Origin of the sequence: Vibrio sp. SG41-7 (genome assembly GCF_014164465.1) — a bacterium.
In the GTDB taxonomy this organism is placed as follows: Bacteria; Pseudomonadota; Gammaproteobacteria; order Enterobacterales; family Vibrionaceae; genus Vibrio; species Vibrio splendidus.
Window position 1 is genome coordinate 1 of the sequence record NZ_JACJFF010000005.1, and the last position, 20,385, is coordinate 20,385.

The 20,385-nt window shown below is 42.4% G+C and carries 14 protein-coding genes and 1 pseudogene; 3 read left to right on the plus strand and 12 right to left on the minus strand.

All coding sequences use genetic code 11. The features are described 5' to 3' along the window. The first annotated feature begins 428 nt into the window (after nt 1-428). On the plus strand, nt 429-1,031 hold the full coding sequence (locus H5300_RS02100; protein ID WP_004733659.1) for a DUF2971 domain-containing protein: 603 nt from the start codon (nt 429-431) through the stop codon (nt 1,029-1,031). Between the two features lie 100 nt (nt 1,032-1,131). On the opposite strand, the gene H5300_RS02105 is transcribed toward H5300_RS02100, so the two are convergent. From H5300_RS02105 to matP, 4 genes are all read right to left on the minus strand, one after another. After that, nucleotides 1,132-2,352, minus strand: a complete 1,221-nt coding sequence (locus H5300_RS02105) for a hypothetical protein (protein ID WP_182795319.1) — start codon at nt 2,350-2,352, stop codon at nt 1,132-1,134. A 143-nt stretch (nt 2,353-2,495) separates the two neighbouring features. Then, nucleotides 2,496-2,807 carry a hypothetical protein gene (locus tag H5300_RS02110; protein ID WP_017086275.1) on the minus strand — a complete coding sequence of 104 codons (312 nt, stop codon included), beginning with the start codon at nt 2,805-2,807 and terminating at the stop codon, nt 2,496-2,498. Between the two features lie 105 nt (nt 2,808-2,912). Beyond that, nucleotides 2,913-3,221 (minus strand): DUF3634 family protein, encoded by a 309-nt coding sequence (locus tag H5300_RS02115; protein ID WP_017082208.1) that lies wholly within the window; start codon nt 3,219-3,221, stop codon nt 2,913-2,915. Nucleotides 3,222-3,244: 23 nt separating this feature from the next. Then, nucleotides 3,245-3,700 (minus strand): macrodomain Ter protein MatP, encoded by a 456-nt coding sequence (matP, locus tag H5300_RS02120; RefSeq protein ID WP_004733655.1) that lies wholly within the window; start codon nt 3,698-3,700, stop codon nt 3,245-3,247. A gap of 188 nt (nt 3,701-3,888) precedes the next feature. Between matP and H5300_RS02125 the strand changes: the two are divergent. Further along, a pseudogene (locus H5300_RS02125) lies at nt 3,889-5,541 on the plus strand (AAA family ATPase). A gap of 70 nt (nt 5,542-5,611) precedes the next feature. Continuing rightward, on the plus strand, nt 5,612-6,127 hold the full coding sequence (gene fabA / locus H5300_RS02130; protein ID WP_010440782.1) for a bifunctional 3-hydroxydecanoyl-ACP dehydratase/trans-2-decenoyl-ACP isomerase: 516 nt from the start codon (nt 5,612-5,614) through the stop codon (nt 6,125-6,127). A 249-nt stretch (nt 6,128-6,376) separates the two neighbouring features. Here fabA and rmf read toward each other — a convergent pair whose 3' ends face one another. The 8 genes from rmf to H5300_RS02170 form a co-directional block, all read right to left on the minus strand. After that, nucleotides 6,377-6,550: a ribosome modulation factor gene (rmf, locus tag H5300_RS02135; protein ID WP_017074275.1), complete on the minus strand. Its 174-nt coding sequence runs from the start codon at nt 6,548-6,550 to the stop codon at nt 6,377-6,379. Between the two features lie 160 nt (nt 6,551-6,710). Then, on the minus strand, nt 6,711-8,492 hold the full coding sequence (locus H5300_RS02140; RefSeq protein WP_065682441.1) for a DUF3466 family protein: 1,782 nt from the start codon (nt 8,490-8,492) through the stop codon (nt 6,711-6,713). Nucleotides 8,493-8,501: 9 nt separating this feature from the next. Next, nucleotides 8,502-10,418, minus strand: a complete 1,917-nt coding sequence (locus H5300_RS02145; protein WP_017082212.1) for an ABC transporter ATP-binding protein — start codon at nt 10,416-10,418, stop codon at nt 8,502-8,504. Continuing rightward, nucleotides 10,396-10,656, minus strand: coding sequence for a glutaredoxin family protein (locus H5300_RS02150; protein ID WP_017077217.1), 261 nt, complete (start codon nt 10,654-10,656; stop codon nt 10,396-10,398). The genes H5300_RS02145 and H5300_RS02150 overlap by 23 nt, the downstream gene beginning before the upstream one ends. A 25-nt stretch (nt 10,657-10,681) precedes the next feature. Next, the gene (gene rlmKL / locus H5300_RS02155) at nt 10,682-12,802 is read right to left on the minus strand and encodes a bifunctional 23S rRNA (guanine(2069)-N(7))-methyltransferase RlmK/23S rRNA (guanine(2445)-N(2))-methyltransferase RlmL (RefSeq protein WP_102538167.1); all 2,121 of its coding nucleotides are present in this window, start codon (nt 12,800-12,802) and stop codon (nt 10,682-10,684) included. 547 nt (nt 12,803-13,349) lie between these two features. Further along, entirely contained in the window at nt 13,350-13,898 is a 549-nt protein-coding gene (locus H5300_RS02160; protein ID WP_102561920.1) for a cell division protein ZapC, read from the minus strand. Nucleotides 13,899-14,103: 205 nt separating this feature from the next. After that, nucleotides 14,104-15,114, minus strand: a complete 1,011-nt coding sequence (gene pyrD, locus H5300_RS02165) for a quinone-dependent dihydroorotate dehydrogenase (RefSeq protein WP_061024219.1) — start codon at nt 15,112-15,114, stop codon at nt 14,104-14,106. Between the two features lie 389 nt (nt 15,115-15,503). After that, nucleotides 15,504-20,345, minus strand: a complete 4,842-nt coding sequence (locus H5300_RS02170; protein ID WP_076646455.1) for an NAD-glutamate dehydrogenase — start codon at nt 20,343-20,345, stop codon at nt 15,504-15,506. Nucleotides 20,346-20,385: the final 40 nt, after the last annotated feature.

Below are 20,385 nucleotides of genomic sequence, written 5' to 3' on the forward strand. Positions count from 1 at the left end.
GCCTGGCTTCCCTACTTCATCGCCGATTTTAACCATCGCTTTGCTAAGCCCGCTCAATACCCAAAAGACATGCATCGTCCGGTTCGAGAGTCCAAGCAAGAACTCGACGATATTTTCAGTTGGCAGGAAACGCACAAGAGTCAACTAGAACACTTCCTTTATTAAATTAACCTTACGATTCTCACAAGCTATTTAGTCTAAACAAAAAGTTACGTTGTATCTTATTTACAACTAACCTACTTTAGTTCGCTATTGCTCAACTACAAAACAAACCACTTAAACCGGTCACTATTTCGTGTTTAAATTTTGATCTATCAAACAGTTGTGCCAATAAATTTGGTGATTGAGCAATCAAATGCTATGCATTCGGGTATGAGTTATGAATTAAAGTGTTAACATCAAGCAATGTTGTAAACTAGGTGTTTGATATGTTGCCTAAACTTTATAAGTTCAGATCGCTCCACGACAGAAACATACAATCTATTGCCGAATGTTCGTTATGGTTTGATTACGCTAAGACCTTTAATAACCCATTTGAGTCTAACCATCTGCTCGACAAAGAACTTCAGAACGATTTCAAGGTTGTGTGTTTTTCTCAGTCAAGTGACCACCCAATACTATGGTCTCAGTATGGCGACAACTTTAAAGGCATGTGCATCGAGTATGATCTCAATTGTTATAATGGTGAGGCCAAGCTCAATTGCTTTGAAGTCCAGTATGAAGACGACCCAAACATGTTCCACTTAGAATCGTTGAATGAATTCCAAACATCTGAATTGGAAGCAGAAATATTTAAGATCAAGCATTCTAATTGGCGTTACGAAAAGGAATATCGCTGGGTGTTACCTAATGAGGAGATGCTCGGCAATAAGCTGTATCTTAATAGAGAATGTCTAAGTTCTGTGATCCTCTCTGAACACGCTCCTGCCGACAGGAAACTTAAAGTTCTGATGACTTGCCAACGCCTTGGTATTCCCGTTAAACACGCAACAGCCAAACAAGAGTCGTTTACATTCGAAGTGGTCAGTTAAAATATTATAACCTACTGATTCTTATTAAAAATAACAGTAACCATCAAAAGTTACAGTGTAAGAAAAGGGAGCCGCATTTAATGTGGCTCCCTTCTCTTATTTACATGTTCGTTGTCAGTTTTCCAGGCACTCTACTCTGCATTTGTTCAATTGTCGTTATAGACATTTGAACTGTGGAAAACCAATAAGGGCGATGCTTAACGTTAAACAATTCGCTGTTATCTAACGCTTCAAAAATAGAAAACTTTCTTCCCTGAGCAAGAGCTGCACCATAAACTGTTCGCTCAAGTACGGGGGTATCATTCACTTCCTCTAGAAGCGCCTCCTTTATAAATTGGTTACCCGGGCTCCAATCTATAAACTCAACAAAATTTTTGAGTAGCTTAAGATCCAATTGATCTACCATGGTCTCGAGAAACTGTGTGTTTGGGAGGATTTCAGTACAAGCATAATACTCATCATACTTGTCACTTGCTTCACGATAGCCAAGCATCGTTTTTACCAATGCATCTTCAAATATTGAAGAAAAATGGTTACAAATCAAAAACAAAGGCAGAACTCTCAAAACACCCAGTAGAATACCGACGTTAGGATCCTTTATCGACGTGTCTTGAAGTCGAATTCGAGTCGCGTTAGAAGTTACGACTAAATGTTGCCAAACCTTAGGAGTAATGTGTTTGATGTTAGCGTCGTTCCATTTAATTAGTTTCTGGCTCATTAGTAATGGAAACAATAAACGACAGTTGTCGATACCTATCTGCTGTGCTGCAACCTTAGGGTCGAGAATCACCTTAGACTTTCTGCCGTATTTCTCAGAAAACTCCGGATTGGAAACAAACTCTATTAAATTTGAACTCAACAATTTGCTCGTATCTAAAACCTGATGGATCTTAGAAAAGTTTAAGGATGGCGTATACGCAACACTAGCAAACTGGTTGTAGTCTGGTAGCTCTGAAAACAATGTGCTTATTAAGGTCCCTTGAAGCTTCTCAAGCATAAGCGCAGTGGCGGCATTACTGACATCTTCGACCACGTAGCGCAATGTTTGTTGCTTCGCGACGACTTTCTCACGATGAGCGTTAACTCTATCTTGTTCACAACGCAATAGAATACGTTGATTGCGAGATATGCGGTCAGATTCATCAAATATAACGCTATCACAGTATCTATTTTCCAAACTCAGTAATGTATCTACCGTAGATTGCTCGAGTTTATATTCCGGTGAGATCAGCCACCGATTAAAGCGAGCCTCAACATTGATTGAGACTTTTCTAGATATCTCAATCACTTCAGGGGTGTAATTTTTATGTGCTAACAACAACCGTGACTTTCCTTTGCCCTAAATGCTCTTTTACCGGCATACTCTGCCTTTATAATAAAACTAATATTAATAGAAATTAGAGATTGGTTCACGTAATTGTTTCAATAAATTAAGGTTATTTAGTTATAGTGCATGATGTCGGATTATTCTGAGATATGGAGGCGGATGTACTTTTCAGGAAAGCTGTATTTGAACTTTTTCTTCCTCGGTAAGTGCTTTTTAGCTTGTTTGCATGCTTTGCTATCGCCAGATGCCCTAACCTTTTTAATTCTGGCAAAACCTTTAGAGTGCTTCATTTCTATCATCAGGTCGCAATAACCATCAAAATCAATAGTACTCTTGTTGAGCCCTTTCAGCACTGTGGCTTTGATTTTTTTGGCTACGGGGTTAACCAATGCATCGTCGGCAAAAACGAATGGGGATAAAAAACACGACAAGAATATTAGATATCTCATACTGCTCTCTCTTTATTGGGGGGGAGAACAGTATGCTTACAGTTTAGGGGGATGAAGAATTAACTAAGTATGACGTTTTACCAGATAACTCGTAATTCTCGACAATTACGCTTTCTTTGAACCTTTGGATTTAAATCCATTATGCGGAAATACGTTACGAATACGTTGTTGAACGCTTTTAGGTACATCTTTAGTAAATTTGAGATTGTAACCAGAGCGCTTCGCATACACTTTCAACTCACCCTTGAAGGAATTATTGTGGCCAATTTCTTGAAGGTTGTGCTTAAAGCTCGGTGGAAGATGACCTTTAACTTGTTCGATCGCCCCGTCACTAAATTTGATTTTCAATACCGGCCGATCAACTGCGACTAACCAAAAAACCAACGCTGCACCAATTAAGATTACATACATCATAATGTCACCACTACTGTTGACGGTTATTTATCGTCAGAAAGGAGCTTACTCAAATCTTCTTTAAGGCTAGTAACTGTCTTGCTGGCCTGCTCACTTCGAGACGCTTCGCTAACCAAATACTCTATCGCATCAGATAACGTACAACCGAGTTCGTTTGCTCGTTGAGATAACTTCTCCCAGACTCGATAATCAAGATCGATAGACTTCTTTTTAGTATGAACTTGCTCAGCGTTGAAATGGCGCTTACGTTTGGCTCTGATCGCTTGCTTGAGTTTGTTATCAAGTTCAGGCGACATGTTATTTGAGATCCACTCAAGAACCCCTGTAGGTTGGTGTTCTAGCTCCAACAAAGCTTTAACGGCTACATCAGCTTCACTTGAATCTATATGGCAAGTGATCGAATCACCTTCTTTCCATTTTTTTACCAAGTAGTTCCATTTCCAACCACATTCTAAATTTTCAAGCTGCTGATATTTCATGTCTAATCTCGAGAGTTAACCTAGTGACAGCGTAACCCATAATAGGTCACTTAACAATTATTGTCTTGAAAGAATAGACCAAGATCATACTTATATTAGCTTAGTGTTTAGTAACTACAACATAGACCTATATGAGTCCTCGGTTTTTCTATATACTCCCTACCTTATTATCATTATCAGACATTTAAATGACTCAAGTAGATTGGCGACATGTAACGCCTCAGTACGATAAATATAGCGCTCAACTAGAGCAATTCCCTGACATCTCTCCTTTCACATTCTCAGATATTCAACATAGATTTAGAGATGCGCTAACCCGTTTTGTACGCCTATCCAATCTTTCACGAGTTCTACTTGTTAATGCGCCTGACAACTCAATCTATCGTCAACTTATCGTTGAATCTTTGACGACAGAATTAAAAGACGATGCTCAGCCTGTTATAAAAACCGAATCTTTAAATGCAGCCACTTTATTTGACCAAGTTCAGTCTAAAAATGGTGAAATTGTAGCGACCAAGCCAGGTCTACTTTCTAGAGCGAACAATGGTTACCTCGTTGTCTCAGCGAATCTGATCCTTGCAAATCCAGGAAGTTGGTTGTTATTGAAATCCGCACTTCTCGGTGAAGCAGTCGAACCAATTAGCAGTTTTCCAGAGCATCTAAATCAGACGCCTATCGCTGCACTGACATACAACATTAAGTTGATTGTTGTCGGAGACCGCGCTCAACTTGGTGATCTGGATTATCTAGATGGCGATATTCAAACAGGGTTTTGTCTATTCAGTGAAATAGAACAAGATATTAAGCTTTCACACGATACTTTGACCCAATATCTTGGGTATCTAAGATGGCTTCAGCAACGTTATAACCTCCCATACATTACGCAACAGGCACTAATTGGGATTCTTACCGCTGGCGCGCGTGAGACTGAAGATCAGAGCTATATCCCTTTATGCCCTATTTGGCACAATGCGCTATTGAGCGAAGCTTTGGTTGAAGCGGACAATGGTGACATTGATATTCACCATATTCAGCAAGCTCAACAACACAAATACAACCGCGAGTCTTACCTTCCTGAACGTGCTCTCGATGATATTCGAGATGGCCAAGTCATAATCGAAACTGAAGGTGAACAAGTAGGCCAAGTTAATGGCCTGACTGTTATCGATGTACCGGGGCACCCAATATCGTATGGTGAACCTGCACGAATTTCATGTGTTATTCACTTTGGTGATGGTGATATTGCAGATGTTGAGCGCAAAGCCGAACTTGGTGGTAATCTTCATGCGAAAGGCATGATGATCATGCAAGCATTTTTAAGTAGCTCGCTAAACTTAGAAGACCCGTTGCCATATGCTGCTTCTGTCGTGTTTGAGCAATCATACTGCGAAGTTGATGGCGATAGCGCTTCCCTTGCTGAGCTTTGCTCTCTGGTAAGTGCTTTGTCGGAATACCCTATCAATCAACAAATAGCGGTAACCGGTGCTGTCGACCAATTCGGCCGTGTACAAGCCGTTGGTGGGCTAAACGAGAAAATCGAAGGCTTCTACCATGTGTGTAAACACAACGGGCTAACTGGCGAACAAGGTGTGATCCTTCCAAGATCTAACTTAAGACACCTTGCTCTGAAGCCAGACCTAATTGAAAGCATCAAAAACAAAGAGTTTCATATCTGGTCTGTGTCTAATGTAGATGAAGCGATTCCTCTTATTATGAACGCACCATTTAGGGACGAAGAATAAGAAAGCGTTCTGAGTAAAATCGCGGAACGTATTGAAAACTTTGAAAGACATGAGCACCCTATTGGAATCGTTGGACGCATTAAAAACTGGTTTGTCTAGTACTGATCGGACTTGTTTAGCGTACACCTGTTCACTAATATGCACCTATCAAAAATCGGAGTAATTGATAATGCAAAACAAACGTGATTCTTACACTCGCGAAGATCTTCTAGCATCAAGCCAAGGCGAACTATGGCCAGAAGGTCCTCAACTACCAGCACCGAACATGTTGATGATGGATCGCATCACTAAAATGTCTGAGACTGAAGGTGATTTCGGTAAAGGTTTGATTCTTGCTGAACTGGATATTACTCCTGACCTATGGTTCTTCGACTGTCACTTCCCTGGCGACCCAGTAATGCCTGGTTGTCTAGGCCTTGATGCGATGTGGCAGCTTGTTGGCTTCTACCTTGGTTGGGTTGGCGGCAAAGGCAAAGGCCGTGCTCTAGGTGTTGGTGAAGTTAAATTCACTGGCCAAATCTTACCTACGGCTAAAAAAGTAACTTACGAAATTCACATGAAGCGTGTTGTTAACCGTCGCCTAGTAATGGGCCTTGCAGACGGTCGCGTTCTTGTTGATGGTAAAGAGATCTATGTTGCTAAAGATTTGAAAGTTGGTCTTTTCCAAGACACATCAGCATTCTAGTCTAATCGTTAGATTTATAATAAAGCAGCCAATGGTTGCTTTATTTTCATCCCAACAAATTTAGTTATAGTGCACCAAGATGTGACAAAATAACTCTCATCAATTATATGTCCACCAGCGAAACAACCTTAAATCACTTTCTAATCAGCCAGTTTTCGGTTTATAAGGCCTTGTATGGTTCTCAGAAACTAACAAGGCTCCAGCTGTTATACAACATGGAGCCTTGACCTTTGAATATGTTCGCCCTATCTACTTATAGAGACCTGAATGCTTATCATCTTTGGCATCACGCCAACCACCTAACCAATACGATTTAGAATCCATTTGACTGTATGGGCAAGCTTCTTGTGACCTGCCGTTTAAACCAGCTTTGTAACCTTGAGATTGTGCTCGTTCTAGGCGATCACGCTTTTGTCTCTTCATAGTACAGTCCTCATACGGGTGTTCGTTTACTAACATACAATGATTACAACTTCGTGGAGTTTTGTTGACTCCAACTTTAAGAGTCGACCACTTTTGCACTTTTCTCAAGGCGAAAAAAAGCCCGAGTTCAGAATTGTGAACTCGGGCTCAAGAGATAAAATTATTTAAATTTTCTACGGAACCCTAACAGGCCAAGCACAGTCAAACCTAACCAACCTAACCCTGCACCTTGGCGGTCAACTTTTACTGTATCTGTGCTACGAGTCTGGATATCTTCTTTAATAGCACCGCTAATAGGAACCAACTTAACCGCGACAACTTCTTCGACTGCGTTAGATGACGCTCCACCACAATATGAGTTATGTGACGTTGTATCGTATGGTTGTGTTGTTCCACCAACGGTACACTTGATAGCTGTTGCTGAGATCACACCTGCATCATTGATATCAGAAGCATCAATAATTCGGAACTTGTTGTTTTCTCCAGAAGCGTTGCCATCATTTGTTAGGTCATCTAACCACCAAGCTTGGCCGTTGAAGATGTCTACACGACGCTCATCTTTCGATGAAGCAACATTATAAGGATAAATAAAGCCACGGTGTCTACGCTCACTACCATTTACTTCACGAGTCGTCTCAGCGTCAATCTGGCCAACAAACTCATTGAAGTTGTTAACTGCTTTAGCTTCACCGCTCGAACCACCAAAGAATATGCCACCAGACAAGTATGTTGCAGTAGGAGTAGATGCTGATGCATCAGTTACAACGAAAATCTTGTTACCTGCGCTACCACTCTCTGGTACATAACCGTTGCGTTTAGAATAACCGACAGCAAACAAGTTATCGTTAATATCGGTCGCTACAGAGTTACTGTATCTAGCGTCATTATTAGAAGACCCAGAATTAACCTCAGTACCACTGATTACTTTAGTCGTCCAAGTAGCACCAGAAATATCCAATGAGTCACTCACAAAAACGCTTGCGTTCATGTCTTGTAGATCACCACTTCCATTTACTGTATCGAAACCAACGCCATACAGGTTTCCTGAACTCTCCACCAGACCACGCATGCTTCCCTGAGCAAAATAATCTCCGGTTTGAGGAATATCACCTTGTGTCCATGTAAATTGGTGAACTTCACCAACTTTCCAAATCGCAGCTTTAGAACTAAATGTAGTGTTTGAAGTACCTGTCGCTGGTCCTTTGACTGAAATACTACCAAAGTTGTAAATGATGTCAGTACCACCATTATCAACAGTGAGTGCACCCCAAGCTCGAGATTCAGAAGAAGCAGACAGAGGAACTGTTGCAACGGCATTATGACGAATATCACTACCGTTCGATTGGATACCCAATGGAGAACCAATTTTATTCAGAGAATTAATAACAACGTTGTATTGACTTATAGATGCTCCGCCTTGAACAAATGCTTGCGCACTAACATAACTTAAGTCATTTATTTCTCTGCTCCATGTATTCCAACGCTCGCCAGCCCAAGAATTGCAAGTGTTGTACTTTAATTCACGATCACAATAGTTTTCAAAATCTTTGAATTCCTGAATGTATTGAAATGCTGCATCCATCGCGAATGGAACTTCTTCACGGTAGCTCACGCCTTCCTCAAATAGTTTTTTATTGTCACCAAAACCTTCTTGGGCAAGTCTAACTTCTACAGCAGCTAAAAATTTATTATCTGCTGGATCTTCGTTAGGAGCATTTGAGCAATTTGTGGCCGTTGAGTCAAAGCAACCTAACAATAAATCATTGGTTCCATCGTTCGCCGAACCCGGTTGTATAGCAACACCAAAAGAGTTTTGGACATCACCGAGTACTATTGAAGTTGGTACCTCAACCTCAACAATATCATAAAGCGCAGCATTCGCATTAGTTGCAGCCAAAACTAGGGCTGCAACTGTTGTTAATTTAAATTTAGTACAAGTCATTATTACTTCTTAACTTTCCTGTTGTAGTGCCTCGAGCTCTTCCCAGCGCTCAAAAGCAACTTCAAGCTCCTGCTCTGCTGCAGATAGCTTATCTAATACTGGTTGTGTCTGCTCTACAGATTTTGAAAAGAAGCTTGGATCGTTGACTTCTTCCTGAAGAGTTTCAATTTGAGTTTCCAATTCTTCTAAACGCATTGGTAGCGCTTCTAGTTCTCGTTGTAGCTTATACGATAACTTCTTAGGTTTAGCTTTAACTGGAGCAGTTTTGGGAGTTTCCTCAACAACTTTTTCAGTCTTTGCTGGCTTTTCAACCTGACGATACTCAAGTGCTTGTGCTCTTTGCTTCTGAGCATCATGGTAACCACCAACAAACTCTTCAACTACACCGTTACCTTCAAATATCCAACTCGTCATTACCGTATTATCAACGAACTGACGATCGTGGCTCACGAGAAGCAACGTACCCTCATAGTTGGCAAGCAAATCTTCTAAAAGTTCCAATGTTTCGATATCTAAATCATTGGTAGGCTCATCGAGAATCAACAAGTTATTCGATTTAAGGAAAATACGAGCCAATAACAATCGGTTTTTCTCGCCACCAGATAGTGCTTTAACAGGGGTACGAGCACGTTTAGGAGAGAACAAGAAATCTTGTAAGTAGCTCAGTGCATGACGCTCACGTCCGCCTACTGTTACTTCTTGCTTACCGTCAGCCAGGTTATCAATCACCGACTTCTCAGGGTCTAGAATTTCACGGTATTGGTCGAAGTAAGCCACTTCCAGCTTAGTACCACAATGCAAACGACCTGAATCAGGTTTAAGTTGATCAAGAAGCAGTTTAAGCACCGTGCTCTTACCACAGCCATTTGGCCCGATAAGTGCGATGCGATCACCGCGCATGATGTTGAAGCTAAAGTCTGTAACGATCTCTTTACCTTCAAATGCAAAGTTAAGGTTCTCTGCTTCAAATACGATTTTACCTGAACGTGCAGACGTATCGATTTGGATATTCGCTTTACCTTGTACTTCACGACGATCTTGACGCTCTTCACGAAGCTTTTTAAGAGCACGAACACGGCCTTCATTACGCGTACGACGCGCTTTGATGCCTTGACGAATCCAAACTTCTTCTTGCGCTAGCTTTTTGTCAAATTCTGCGTTTTGCATCTCTTCAACACGTAGCGCTTCTTCTTTCTCTAGCAAGTAGTTGTCGTAGTCACCAGGAAAAGAACTTAGCTTGCCACGGTCAAGGTCGACAATGCGTGTTGCCATTGATTTGATGAAAGCACGGTCATGCGAGATAAAGATGATTGAACCACGGAAATCTTTTAAGAAAGCTTCTAACCATTCGATCGTAGCTACGTCCAAGTGGTTGGTAGGCTCATCAAGCAGTAATACGTCAGGGTCACATACAAGCGCACGTGCAAGTGCGGCTTTACGTTGCCAACCACCTGACAGTTCCGTCAGTTTAGTATTTGCTGTGAGTTTAAGTGCAGCAAGAACATTACTTACGCGATCTTCAAAACGCCAAGCATTTGCATGATCCAATTTTTCTTGAACACGAGTAAGACGGTTCAAATTCTTTTCGCTAGGATCTTCTGCAATCACATCAAGTAAGTTGTGGTATTCCTTAAGCAACTCACCTACCTCAGCTAAACCACCCGAGACGTATTCGTAAACAGAACCTTGCTCATTACGCGGTGGATCTTGCTCTAGACGAGATACAACCACATCTTGTGTGATCTGCATCTTGCCGTCATCCATGATGATGTTGCCAGATAAAATTTTCATCAACGTTGATTTACCTGCACCATTACGGCCAACCAAACACACACGTTCGTTTTCTTGCAGTGCGAAATCCGCACCATCTAATAATGGGTGATCGCCAAACGCTAATTGCCCATTATGAATTGTAAGTAATGCCATTCTTCTTTAACCAATCGTTAAGTTCTAACAAGCCAAAAGGCCAGTTAAGCTCTGAGTGTTTAGACAAGTCAGAGCTTTCAAATTTGAGTACCGGAATAGTGACCCCGTAACGGGAGAAGAGCTCATCATCCAATGCGATATCCACCACATTGATCTGATGACTTATATTCAGCTGTTCCGTGAGTTTGAATGCCATCTCACATAGATGGCACCCTTCTGTACTGTAGAGAGTCAGCACTATATATCCTTATACAATCTCTTAATTACTGATGAGTAATCAACCAGCAGTTATGAATGTGCTTGTTGCGAGAGAAATCCAGAGGCAACGTCTTAGACGAGATATTCTGAGCTTTAAGACCCAACTCTTCCAGTCCTTCCATATCCATCTTGAAATGACGCTTGTTGTTAGAGAACACAATCGTGCCTTCTTCTCTTAGAAGACGCTTTAAATCTTCCATCAACTGGATGTGGTCACGTTGAACATCAAAAGATTGATCCATACGCTTAGAGTTTGAGAATGTTGGTGGATCAATAAAGATCAAATCGTAAGATCCTTGCTCTTTCGCCAACCATTGTAAGCAGTCAGCTTGAACAAATTGATGTTGACGACCAACACGGCCGTTCAGTTCCATGTTCTCTTTTGCCCACTCAAGATACGTGTTCGACATATCAACAGTCGTTGTAGAGCGAGCGCCACCTACTGCAGCATGAACAGAAGCGCTGCCTGTGTAAGCAAACAGGTTCAAGAAGTCTTTACCACCAGCCATCTCACCAATACGACGACGAGTAATCTTATGATCCAAGAACAAGCCTGTATCTAAGTAGTCATGAAGGTTAACAATCAGCTTAACGCCGTATTCGTTTACTTCTAGGTTAGAAGAGTCTTGAGCCATCTTCTGATATTGAGAACGACCCTTCTGCTTCTGACGAACCTTAAGCACGACGTTGTTTGCTTCAACGCCAGTCACTTGAATCGAAGCTCGGATGATATCGGTTAAACGACGCTTAGCTTTGTCTTCCGGCACATCTTTAGGCGCTGCGTATTCTTGAATCACAAGGTGACCCGGATACACGTCAATCGCTACATTGTATTCTGGTAAGTCAGCATCGTAGATACGGTAACAATCTAGTTGCTCTTTCTTAGCCCACTTACCGATTTTGCCGATGTTCTTTTTAAGACGGTTCGCGAAATCAGGAGCAATCAACTGTTCTTGCTCGCCAGTTGGACGCTCAGACATAGGACGGTCTGAAATTGAGTAGTTTTTCTGGTGACACGGTAACGCACCGTTATTCAGTTTGAACTGTTTGTCTGCACGCATACGCAAGCAGCTAAGTAATTCATCAGAACTTGAGAAGATAGACGCGTTGCAGCCGCCAAACTCAGCCTTCAGTTGAGCACCAAATGCTGTGTACAGTGCAATCAAGCCCGGCTCTGTACCTAAACGCTCACCATAAGGAGGGTTTGACACAATCACACCATCATTGAACTCTGCAGGGCGTTTAAGCTTTGCTGCGTCACCTACTTCGAATTCAATCAACTCTTCAACGCCAGCACGACGTGCATTGTCACGCGCCGTTTTGATCATGCGTTCGTCGTTGTCATAACCGAAGAACTTACATTCTACTTTCTTAACGCCACGACGGCCTTGAACGTTCGCTTCTGCTTTCACTTCAGCCCAAAGCTCTGGTTCGAAATCTTCTAATGATTCAAAACACCATTTCTGACGTTTCACACCAGGTGCCATGTTTGCAGCCATCATCGCCGCTTCAATCACTAACGTACCTGAACCACACATAGGGTCTAGGAAAGGTTTCGTTGCATCCCAACCACTACGAAGAAGAATCGCTGCAGCAAGAGTTTCACGCAGTGGTGCGCGACCTGATTCTGGACGGTAGCCACGTTGATGAAGGCCACTGCCTACCATATCCACACCAAGAATCGCTTTGTCACGATGCAGACGAACGTGAATACGAATATCTGGATTTTCTTTGCTAATAGATGGGCGCGGTAAAGACTTCTTCTCGAAGCAATCTACAACGGCATCTTTTACTTTCATCGCACCGTATTGGCTATTACGGATTTCGTTGTTCGTGCCATTGAAGTCAACAACGAAACGCTTAGTGCTATGGAATTGATTTACCCAGTTAACCGCAGTGGTCGATAGGTAAAGATCCATGTCATCCATACAAGTGAATTCTGAAAGGACACGTACAAATCGAGAAGCCAAACGGCTCCACAAACAACAACGATAAATTTGCTCATTGGTGGCTTTGAATTTAACACCTGCTTGAACAGGTTTTGCGTTTGTAATCCCTAGTTGGGTTAGTTCTTCAACTAATAAATTCTCAAGGCCATTTGAGGTAACCGCTAGATATTGATTCATAGTGTTCTTTTATTGATAAAAATGAGCTCGATTATACCTGAATTTGCTATTAGAGCATCACACTAAACTCGTCTTTTCATTGAATCTTTCTACTAACTGCTTAGCAAATGGTCAGTCATGAAGCGATCGCTTACCCGCACTCCCTTACAACACAACAACTCTCAATCTTACAGAAATAACACTCATCGATAGGCTTAAATCATTAAGTGCATTTATATTCACCCTTAAATTGGTATATACCATACTGAAATTTAGGTTGAAATTTAGCAACAAAAGACCCCAAACAGGGAATAAACAGAGGAAACCCGCTATCGATAATGAGAGAATCGGTCTAAATTGAGGTTAAAAAAGATACGTTTTTTACAAATTAAATAAGTGAACAACGTCATTCAAATGAATGAACTACGTCGTATTTATTGAGATAGGCTTTTTTAGGCACAAAAAAATCGGCTATTAAGCCGATTATGGGGAAGGTATTACTGGTTTATTCGTAGCGATGGTTGGTCGAAATAATGCTCTAGTGATGCTCTAGATTAGAGATTAGAGGTTAACCCACCATAGCAATATGCGTTTGATGAAGGATGGCATTTGCGTCAGTCATTCTATCGTGCATGACTTTAATCGAGTCTCCAAAGCGTAAACCTTTTGAAGGGGTTAAGAGGAACTCTTCTAAGTCTACAAATGCACATAAGCTCGCACACTCTCCTACTTCCAATACAATGAAGTAACCAAGACTATGCTCGTTATTCATTTGTACAATATCCCCTTCTTGAGGATATTCATGGCCAGTGCCTTGTGAGTCGAAGAACCAGCTTTTAGGCTGTACAGGCTTATGAAAACGCTTCGCGGCCACGCAATAAAGTGCAAGCTCTGCTTGGCGTGGCTCAGACAGTTCTAAGCCAGAAATTTGTTCTTTGAAGGTTTGGTAGGAAGATGCATCATCAACAGTGAATTCATTATCTTTAAAAGCGCAGTCCACCAGCTTATTGCGGACCAGATTCGTTTTAAAAATCATATCCTCTCCGAGGTTTAGCATCAATGAACATTGCTGCTCATCGTAATACCAACTCCATGTATCGCTAGGTTTAAGCATCATTTCGTCTCACACTGTTGAACCATTCCATTAGGTAAAACGCAAAATTACCTTCAATTACAGTAATTTTACTGTGCGATAGGCAAAAAAAAAGAGGAAATGAATTCCTCTTTCTTATTGCTTTTCTCTACAACTCAGTGAGTTACAGTGTCTCTTTTATTAAGACGATGCCGGATTGTAGTCTTTGGACTAAGATCGTTTTTACGAACTATAGATTTTTGACGATATCGCCTACAAGACCTGGACCTTTGTAGATGAAACCAGAGTAAACTTGTACAAGCTTCGCGCCCGCCATCATTTTCTCTTTTGCAGCAACGTAAGAGTCAACGCCACCTACCCCGATGATCGGTAGTTGGTCACCCAGCTCTTGGTGAAGTTTGCGAACAACTTCAGTACTGCGAGATTGAACTGGACGCCCGCTTAGGCCACCCGCTTCATCGCAATGCTTCATGCCTTCAACGATACTGCGATCCAATGTCGTGTTGGTTGCGATCACACCGTCGATCTTATTTTTGATCAATGATTCACAAATCTGGCTGATTTCGTCATCACTTAGATCCGGAGCGATCTTAAGAGCAAGCGGGACATATTTGCCATGCTTCGCTTCTAATTCAGATTGCTTGGTTTTTAGCTCAGACAACAGATCATCAAGTGCTTCACCGTATTGTAGCGAACGAAGTCCTGGAGTATTTGGTGAAGAGATATTTACCGCAATGTAACCCGCGTATTGGTAAACCTTCTCCATACAGATAATGTAATCTTCTGCGCCCTTTTCAATTGGCGTGTCTTTGTTCTTACCAATATTGATACCTAAGATGCCGTCATAGTTAGACTTCTTAACATTCTCAATTAGGTTATCTACGCCTAGGTTGTTAAAGCCCATGCGATTGATAATACCTTCGGCTTCAACAAGACGGAACAGACGTGGTTTGTCATTACCTGCTTGTGGACGAGGAGTAACAGTCCCTACTTCTACAAAACCAAAACCCATTGCGCCAAATGCATCAATACATTCGCCGTTTTTGTCTAGGCCGGCAGCAAGGCCAACTGGGTTTTTAAAAGTAAGACCCATGCACTCTACAGGTCGGTGAGGTAATTGTTGGCGATACAAAAGATCAATAGGTGTGCCAGTGAAGCGTTTGAAATTTTGAATTGCAAGATCATGAGCCTTTTCGGCATCAAGTTGGAAAAAGCCAGTTCTGGCTAGACGGTAAAGCATTGTGCCTCCGATAGAAAAAAGCGCCGTGTAAACGGGGCGATATTATTTACTTATTTACCCAACTATTCAATCTATTACTGTCTGTAAGGGTAAGATAATCGAGTTTGCTAACGAATGAGGTTTATTATTAAGTAAACGTTACCGTATCCTCCGGCGAATAGTCCATTTGACTATCATTCGTGTAACGAGCATAGATTAACTCGACCTGGGATAAGCTAACTTGACCAAGCATAAGTGACTCAATGAAATAATCGGACACGTCATTCACTATTCAGCCAAATAGCACTGTTCTGTCAAATAACACTTTTCTGCCAAATAACATTGTTCGGCCAAACGAAAAAGGCAGACCTAATGGCCTGCCCTTGTTTCTTTTCGTTTTTATCTAATCGCTAGTCTGTTGACATGCAGTTCAGATTCAATAGCATCAATTCACGTAGTGCTACTGAGAACTTAGCAAACTCATGAACCGAACCCACTTTGAATTCATTCAAGATGCTTTCCCAACGATGTAAAGACACAGAATTACTTTCCATCCAATCATCAAGCGCTTTAATCACATCGATGTCTGAAGCACAACCGCAGTTAAGCACTTGGCCAGTTAGCTGACGTTGCTGCCAATCCAGATCTTCTCTGAATGCTGCACGCGCCAGTGCTTGCCAGTTGTTGTCTACTGCTTGGCCATTGATTTGCTTCAAGAACCAGTGCAAAGACAAGCGATCACCAAGATTGAAGTAAAGCTTAGACGCTTGTTGTACTGTTTTACCTGTTTCACGAGCTACTGTGGATATATCCAGTGCTGAGTACAAGCTAGACAAACGTGCGACGGAATTGGCTAACTCAGCGTTTACGCCTTGGTCAATCCATAGCTGTGCCATTGCGTTATGCTCTTCTACTTCAGAAGCCACTAGGTTTTCATCCAGTTTCTCTGTGATAGTAAGAACATCACCTTGGTAAAGTTCAATCAGTGCTTTCACCGACTGTTTACCGGTACGGTTTCTTAACAACCAACGAGCCAAGCGACGAAGTGTACGGCGAACATGGTAGATCAATTCATATTGAGCTTCAGAACTTGAAACATTGTCCAGTTCACGGATGCTCTTCAGAACTTTGCCAAGACCGTAGATTTCACGTGATGCCGCGTAAGCATTGGCAATATCAACGATATTTGCGCCCGTCTCTTCTTGCAGACGAGTGACGAAGTTACAACCCATCTCGTTAACCATTTGGTTAGCCAGTGCCGTCGCAATGATTTCAGAACGTAGTGGATGATTATCCATGTGCTGAGAGTAGTTACGACGTAACGCTGTTGGGAAGTATTGCATAAGCTGTTGAGCATGGAATTCATCATTAGCGATATCATCACTAACAAGATCTTCTTTAAGCACCATTTTTCCGTAAGCGACAAGTACAGAAAGCTCTGGTCTTGTTAGGCCTTGGCCCTGCTTTTCACGCTCAAGCAGTGTTTCGTCATCTGGGATGTATTCCAAACCACGATCCAAGTACCCTGCTTTTTCCATTGTATGAATAAAGCGGATTTGCTCTTTGACTAAGCCAACACCTTGATGCTCAGTAACCGAAATAGACTCAGCTTGGCAATATGCGTCGTCTAATACGATTTCGCCCACTTCATCTTCCATCGATTCAAGCACTTGGTTACGTTGCTTAACGGTTAGATCACCATTAGACACCAAACCATTCAAGAAGATCTTAATGTTTACTTCATTATCTGAGCAGTCAACACCGCCAACGTTATCAACGAAGTCAGTATTAACGCGGCCACCCGTAAGCGCGTATTCAATACGACCCAATTGAGTCATACCCAAGTTACCGCCTTCACCAACAACCTTAGCTTTCAGGTCACGGCCATCAATACGAAGCACGTCATTTGCACGGTCACCCACATCAGTATGAGTCTCGTTTGAAGACTTAACGTATGTACCGATACCGCCATTCCAAAGAAGATCAACCTGCATAGACAAGATCGCTTTGATCAAGTCATTCGGTGCCATTGATGCTTTCTTGGTACCCAGCATTTTCTGAATTTCAGGTGTCAAAGGGATAGATTTAGCTCGACGAGAGAAGATGCCACCACCTTGAGAGATAAGGTCTTTGTTGTAATCTTCCCAGCTTGAGCGAGGCAGATTAAACAAGCGCTCACGCTCTACCCAGCTTGATGCTGATTCTGGATTCGGGTCGATGAAGATATGCATGTGGTTAAACGCAGCTTGCATACGAATATGCTTAGACAACAGCATGCCGTTACCAAACACATCGCCCGCCATATCACCTACACCGATAGCGGTGAAGTCCGTTGTTTGACAGTTGATGCCCATTTCACGGAAGTGACGTTTAACAGATTCCCAACCACCTTTCGCGGTGATACCCATTGCTTTATGGTCGTAACCGTTAGAACCACCAGAGGCGAACGCATCGCCTAACCAGAAATTGTATTCATCAGATACTGAGTTTGCTAGATCTGAGAACGTTGCAGTTCCTTTATCTGCAGCAACAACCAAGTACGGATCATCTTCATCGTGACGAACAACACTCTTAGGTGGGATAACCTCGCCTTCAATGATGTTGTCTGATACGTCTAGTAGCGCACGGATGAAGCGCTTGTAACAACGTTGACCTTCAGCGAAGATCTCATCACGGCCAGACATCATGTGCTGACGCTTACAAACGAAACCACCTTTTGCACCAACCGGTACAATTACTGTGTTCTTAACTTGTTGTGCTTTAACTAGGCCTAGAATCTCAGTACGGAAATCCTCTTGACGGTCTGACCAACGTAAACCACCACGAGCGACTTTACCGCCACGTAGATGCACACCTTCAATGTCTGGTGCGTAAACGAAGATCTCAAAAGCAGGAACCGGCGCTGGAATATCTGGAATCTCGCTTGGTCTCATTTTCAGAGCCAACCAAGGTTTAGACTGTTTGTTGTCGTCTAACTGATAGTAGTTAGTACGAAGCGTTGCTGTGATCATTTCCATGTAGCGACGAATGATACGATCATCATCCAAGCTCTCTACATGATCCAACTGCTCAGTGATCTTCTTGATAAGATCTTGTTGGCCTTTCGCGCTGCCCTTCAATTTAGGATCAAAACGCTTGCCGAATAAGCTCACTAACCCTTTCGCTAGATCTGGGTAATGAGACAATGTGTCTTCAATGTATTGTTGACTAAATGGGAAACCAACTTGGCGCATGTAACGCGCATACGCACGTAAGATTGAGATTTCACGGCCAGAAAGACCTGCACCCAATACCAAGCGGTTGAAACCATCGCTGTCTAACTCACCCGCCCAAATCGCAGCAAAGGCTTGTTGGAATAGATCGCGAGCTTCACGAAGATCAATCGTCTTGTCACTCTTGTGTAGCATCGAGAAATCAAGGATCCAATAAGTCACCCCATTGGTCTTGCGCACTTCATAAGGTGATTCACCAATAACGCGCAGACCAAAGTTTTCAAGCATTGGCATAACATCAGACAAGTGAATCGGCTCATCACTGTGGTAGAACAATTTCAAACGAACAGCTTTAGAGTCTGCCGCCTCTTCTTGAGGTCGGTAGAAAAGCATGCCCAGTTTGTTGTCTTCACTTAGTGCTTCTAGACGCTCGATATCCGCAACAGCAGAACCAGGCATCATGTCTTCTTTGTACGAACGTGGGAATGCACGCATGTACTCTTTCGATAACGGAAGACCTTTGCTCTCACCGAAGTTAGCAACGATTGATTCAGACAGGCGGTCATCCCACGTAGACGATACTTCCATTAAATTTTGCTCAATTGTTTTCACGTCCACATCCATGTTGTTGTTATCAACACGAACAATATAGTGCGTTCTTGCCAGTGGGCTTTCAGAGAAGTACGTCGTGAATTCAACTTCTTCTTCGCAGCCAAAGTATTGCTTCAAGATGCGCTGGGTTTGACGACGAAGCTCGGTGTTGTAACGATCTTTTGTTACGTAAACCATACAGCTGAAGAAACGGCCAAACGGGTCTTTGCGAACGAACAAACGCAGAAGATCGCGATCCTGCATTTGTACAACGCCCGTACCCACTTCAAGTAGCTCTTCTTCTCGAGCTTGAAGCAGTTCATCACGCGGATAGTTTTCTAGAATATTGTGCAGTGCTTTATAAGAGTATGAACCCTTGCGGTAACCACTTGCATCTAAGATACGCTCAACTTTCTCGCGAACTAGAGGAATGGTTTCAACGGTTTGGTTATAAACGGCAGAAGTGTAAAGACCCGTAAAGCGGTGCTCACCAATGACCTTGCCGTTTTTATCAAACTTTTTGATACCGATGTAATCATTGTAAGCTGGGCGGTGAATACGTGAAGCCGTGTTGCCCTTGGTTACGATCAATACATACGGTTTTTTCGCTTCTAAGCGTGCCGAGTCTGAAAACTCAGACAGCTTAACGTTGCGTACACGATCTGAATTTGCGAACAAACCAAGGCCTTGCTCCTTGGTAGGTTGTAGTTCCGTGTCGCCATTTACAGAAACAAGGTCATATTCCTTGTAGCCCATAAACGTAAAGTTGTGCTCGCCTAACCAACGAAGGAAAGCCAGAGTTTCATCAAAGCGCTGGCCATCGACTGGAATCGTCTCTTTTTGCTGTTCAACTTGATTGGTGACTTCTTCAAGTCTTTCTACCATTTGTAGCCAGTCATTAACCACAAGGCCAGTATCGGTAAAAATATCCAGCAGCTCTGTTTTAAGCGCTGTCATTTCAGCTTTGCTGCTAAGACGGTCAACCTCAATATGGAAAAGCGATTGGAATGCACCTTCATTGTTGCTGACACCAACAACACTTCCCTTATCAGAACGGGAGATTTGTGTTGGGTTGTGAAGCATAAGGTGAGAAGAGAGGTCGAGGCGAGTTAATGCCATTTTTACAGAGTCAACGAGGAATGGGCTATCTGGTACCACTATCTCAACGATAGTGTGAGTAGATTGCCAGCCTTGGCGACTTACTGTCGGGTTAAAAACACGGACAGAAATTTCGTCGGCTTTCTTTTCATTGATGTGATGCCATAAGCTAACTACAGCACCGTATAAATCGGATTCGTTTCTCTGAGTCAGGTCGTCGTGAGAAACGTTACTAAACAAGTGTTGAGCAAGTTGAGTTACGAGAGGTCGATGAGCAAGGTCAAGTTTGTCTTGAATCAGTTTGTACACTTTTTCAAGTAAAACTGGAACCACAGTTTCACGTGCGGTCATAGTCACACTCCACAATTAGAATTATATTTTATTATTAGGG

What these genes read in the sequence shown, in the direction of transcription:
- H5300_RS02170 (WP_076646455.1), bottom strand. Translation starts at nt 20,345, where the DNA reads ATGACCGCACGTGAAACTGTGGTTCCAGTTTTACTTGAAAAAGTGTAC.
- H5300_RS02110 (WP_017086275.1), bottom strand. Translation starts at nt 2,807, where the DNA reads ATGAGATATCTAATATTCTTGTCGTGTTTTTTATCCCCATTCGTTTTT.
- H5300_RS02160 (WP_102561920.1), bottom strand. Translation starts at nt 13,898, where the DNA reads ATGATGCTTAAACCTAGCGATACATGGAGTTGGTATTACGATGAGCAG.
- H5300_RS02100 (WP_004733659.1), top strand. Translation starts at nt 429, where the DNA reads ATGTTGCCTAAACTTTATAAGTTCAGATCGCTCCACGACAGAAACATA.
- fabA (WP_010440782.1), top strand. Translation starts at nt 5,612, where the DNA reads ATGCAAAACAAACGTGATTCTTACACTCGCGAAGATCTTCTAGCATCA.
- H5300_RS02115 (WP_017082208.1), bottom strand. Translation starts at nt 3,221, where the DNA reads ATGATGTATGTAATCTTAATTGGTGCAGCGTTGGTTTTTTGGTTAGTC.
- pyrD (WP_061024219.1), bottom strand. Translation starts at nt 15,114, where the DNA reads ATGCTTTACCGTCTAGCCAGAACTGGCTTTTTCCAACTTGATGCCGAA.
- rmf (WP_017074275.1), bottom strand. Translation starts at nt 6,550, where the DNA reads ATGAAGAGACAAAAGCGTGATCGCCTAGAACGAGCACAATCTCAAGGT.
- rlmKL (WP_102538167.1), bottom strand. Translation starts at nt 12,802, where the DNA reads ATGAATCAATATCTAGCGGTTACCTCAAATGGCCTTGAGAATTTATTA.
- H5300_RS02145 (WP_017082212.1), bottom strand. Translation starts at nt 10,418, where the DNA reads ATGGCATTACTTACAATTCATAATGGGCAATTAGCGTTTGGCGATCAC.
- matP (WP_004733655.1), bottom strand. Translation starts at nt 3,700, where the DNA reads ATGAAATATCAGCAGCTTGAAAATTTAGAATGTGGTTGGAAATGGAAC.
- H5300_RS02140 (WP_065682441.1), bottom strand. Translation starts at nt 8,492, where the DNA reads ATGACTTGTACTAAATTTAAATTAACAACAGTTGCAGCCCTAGTTTTG.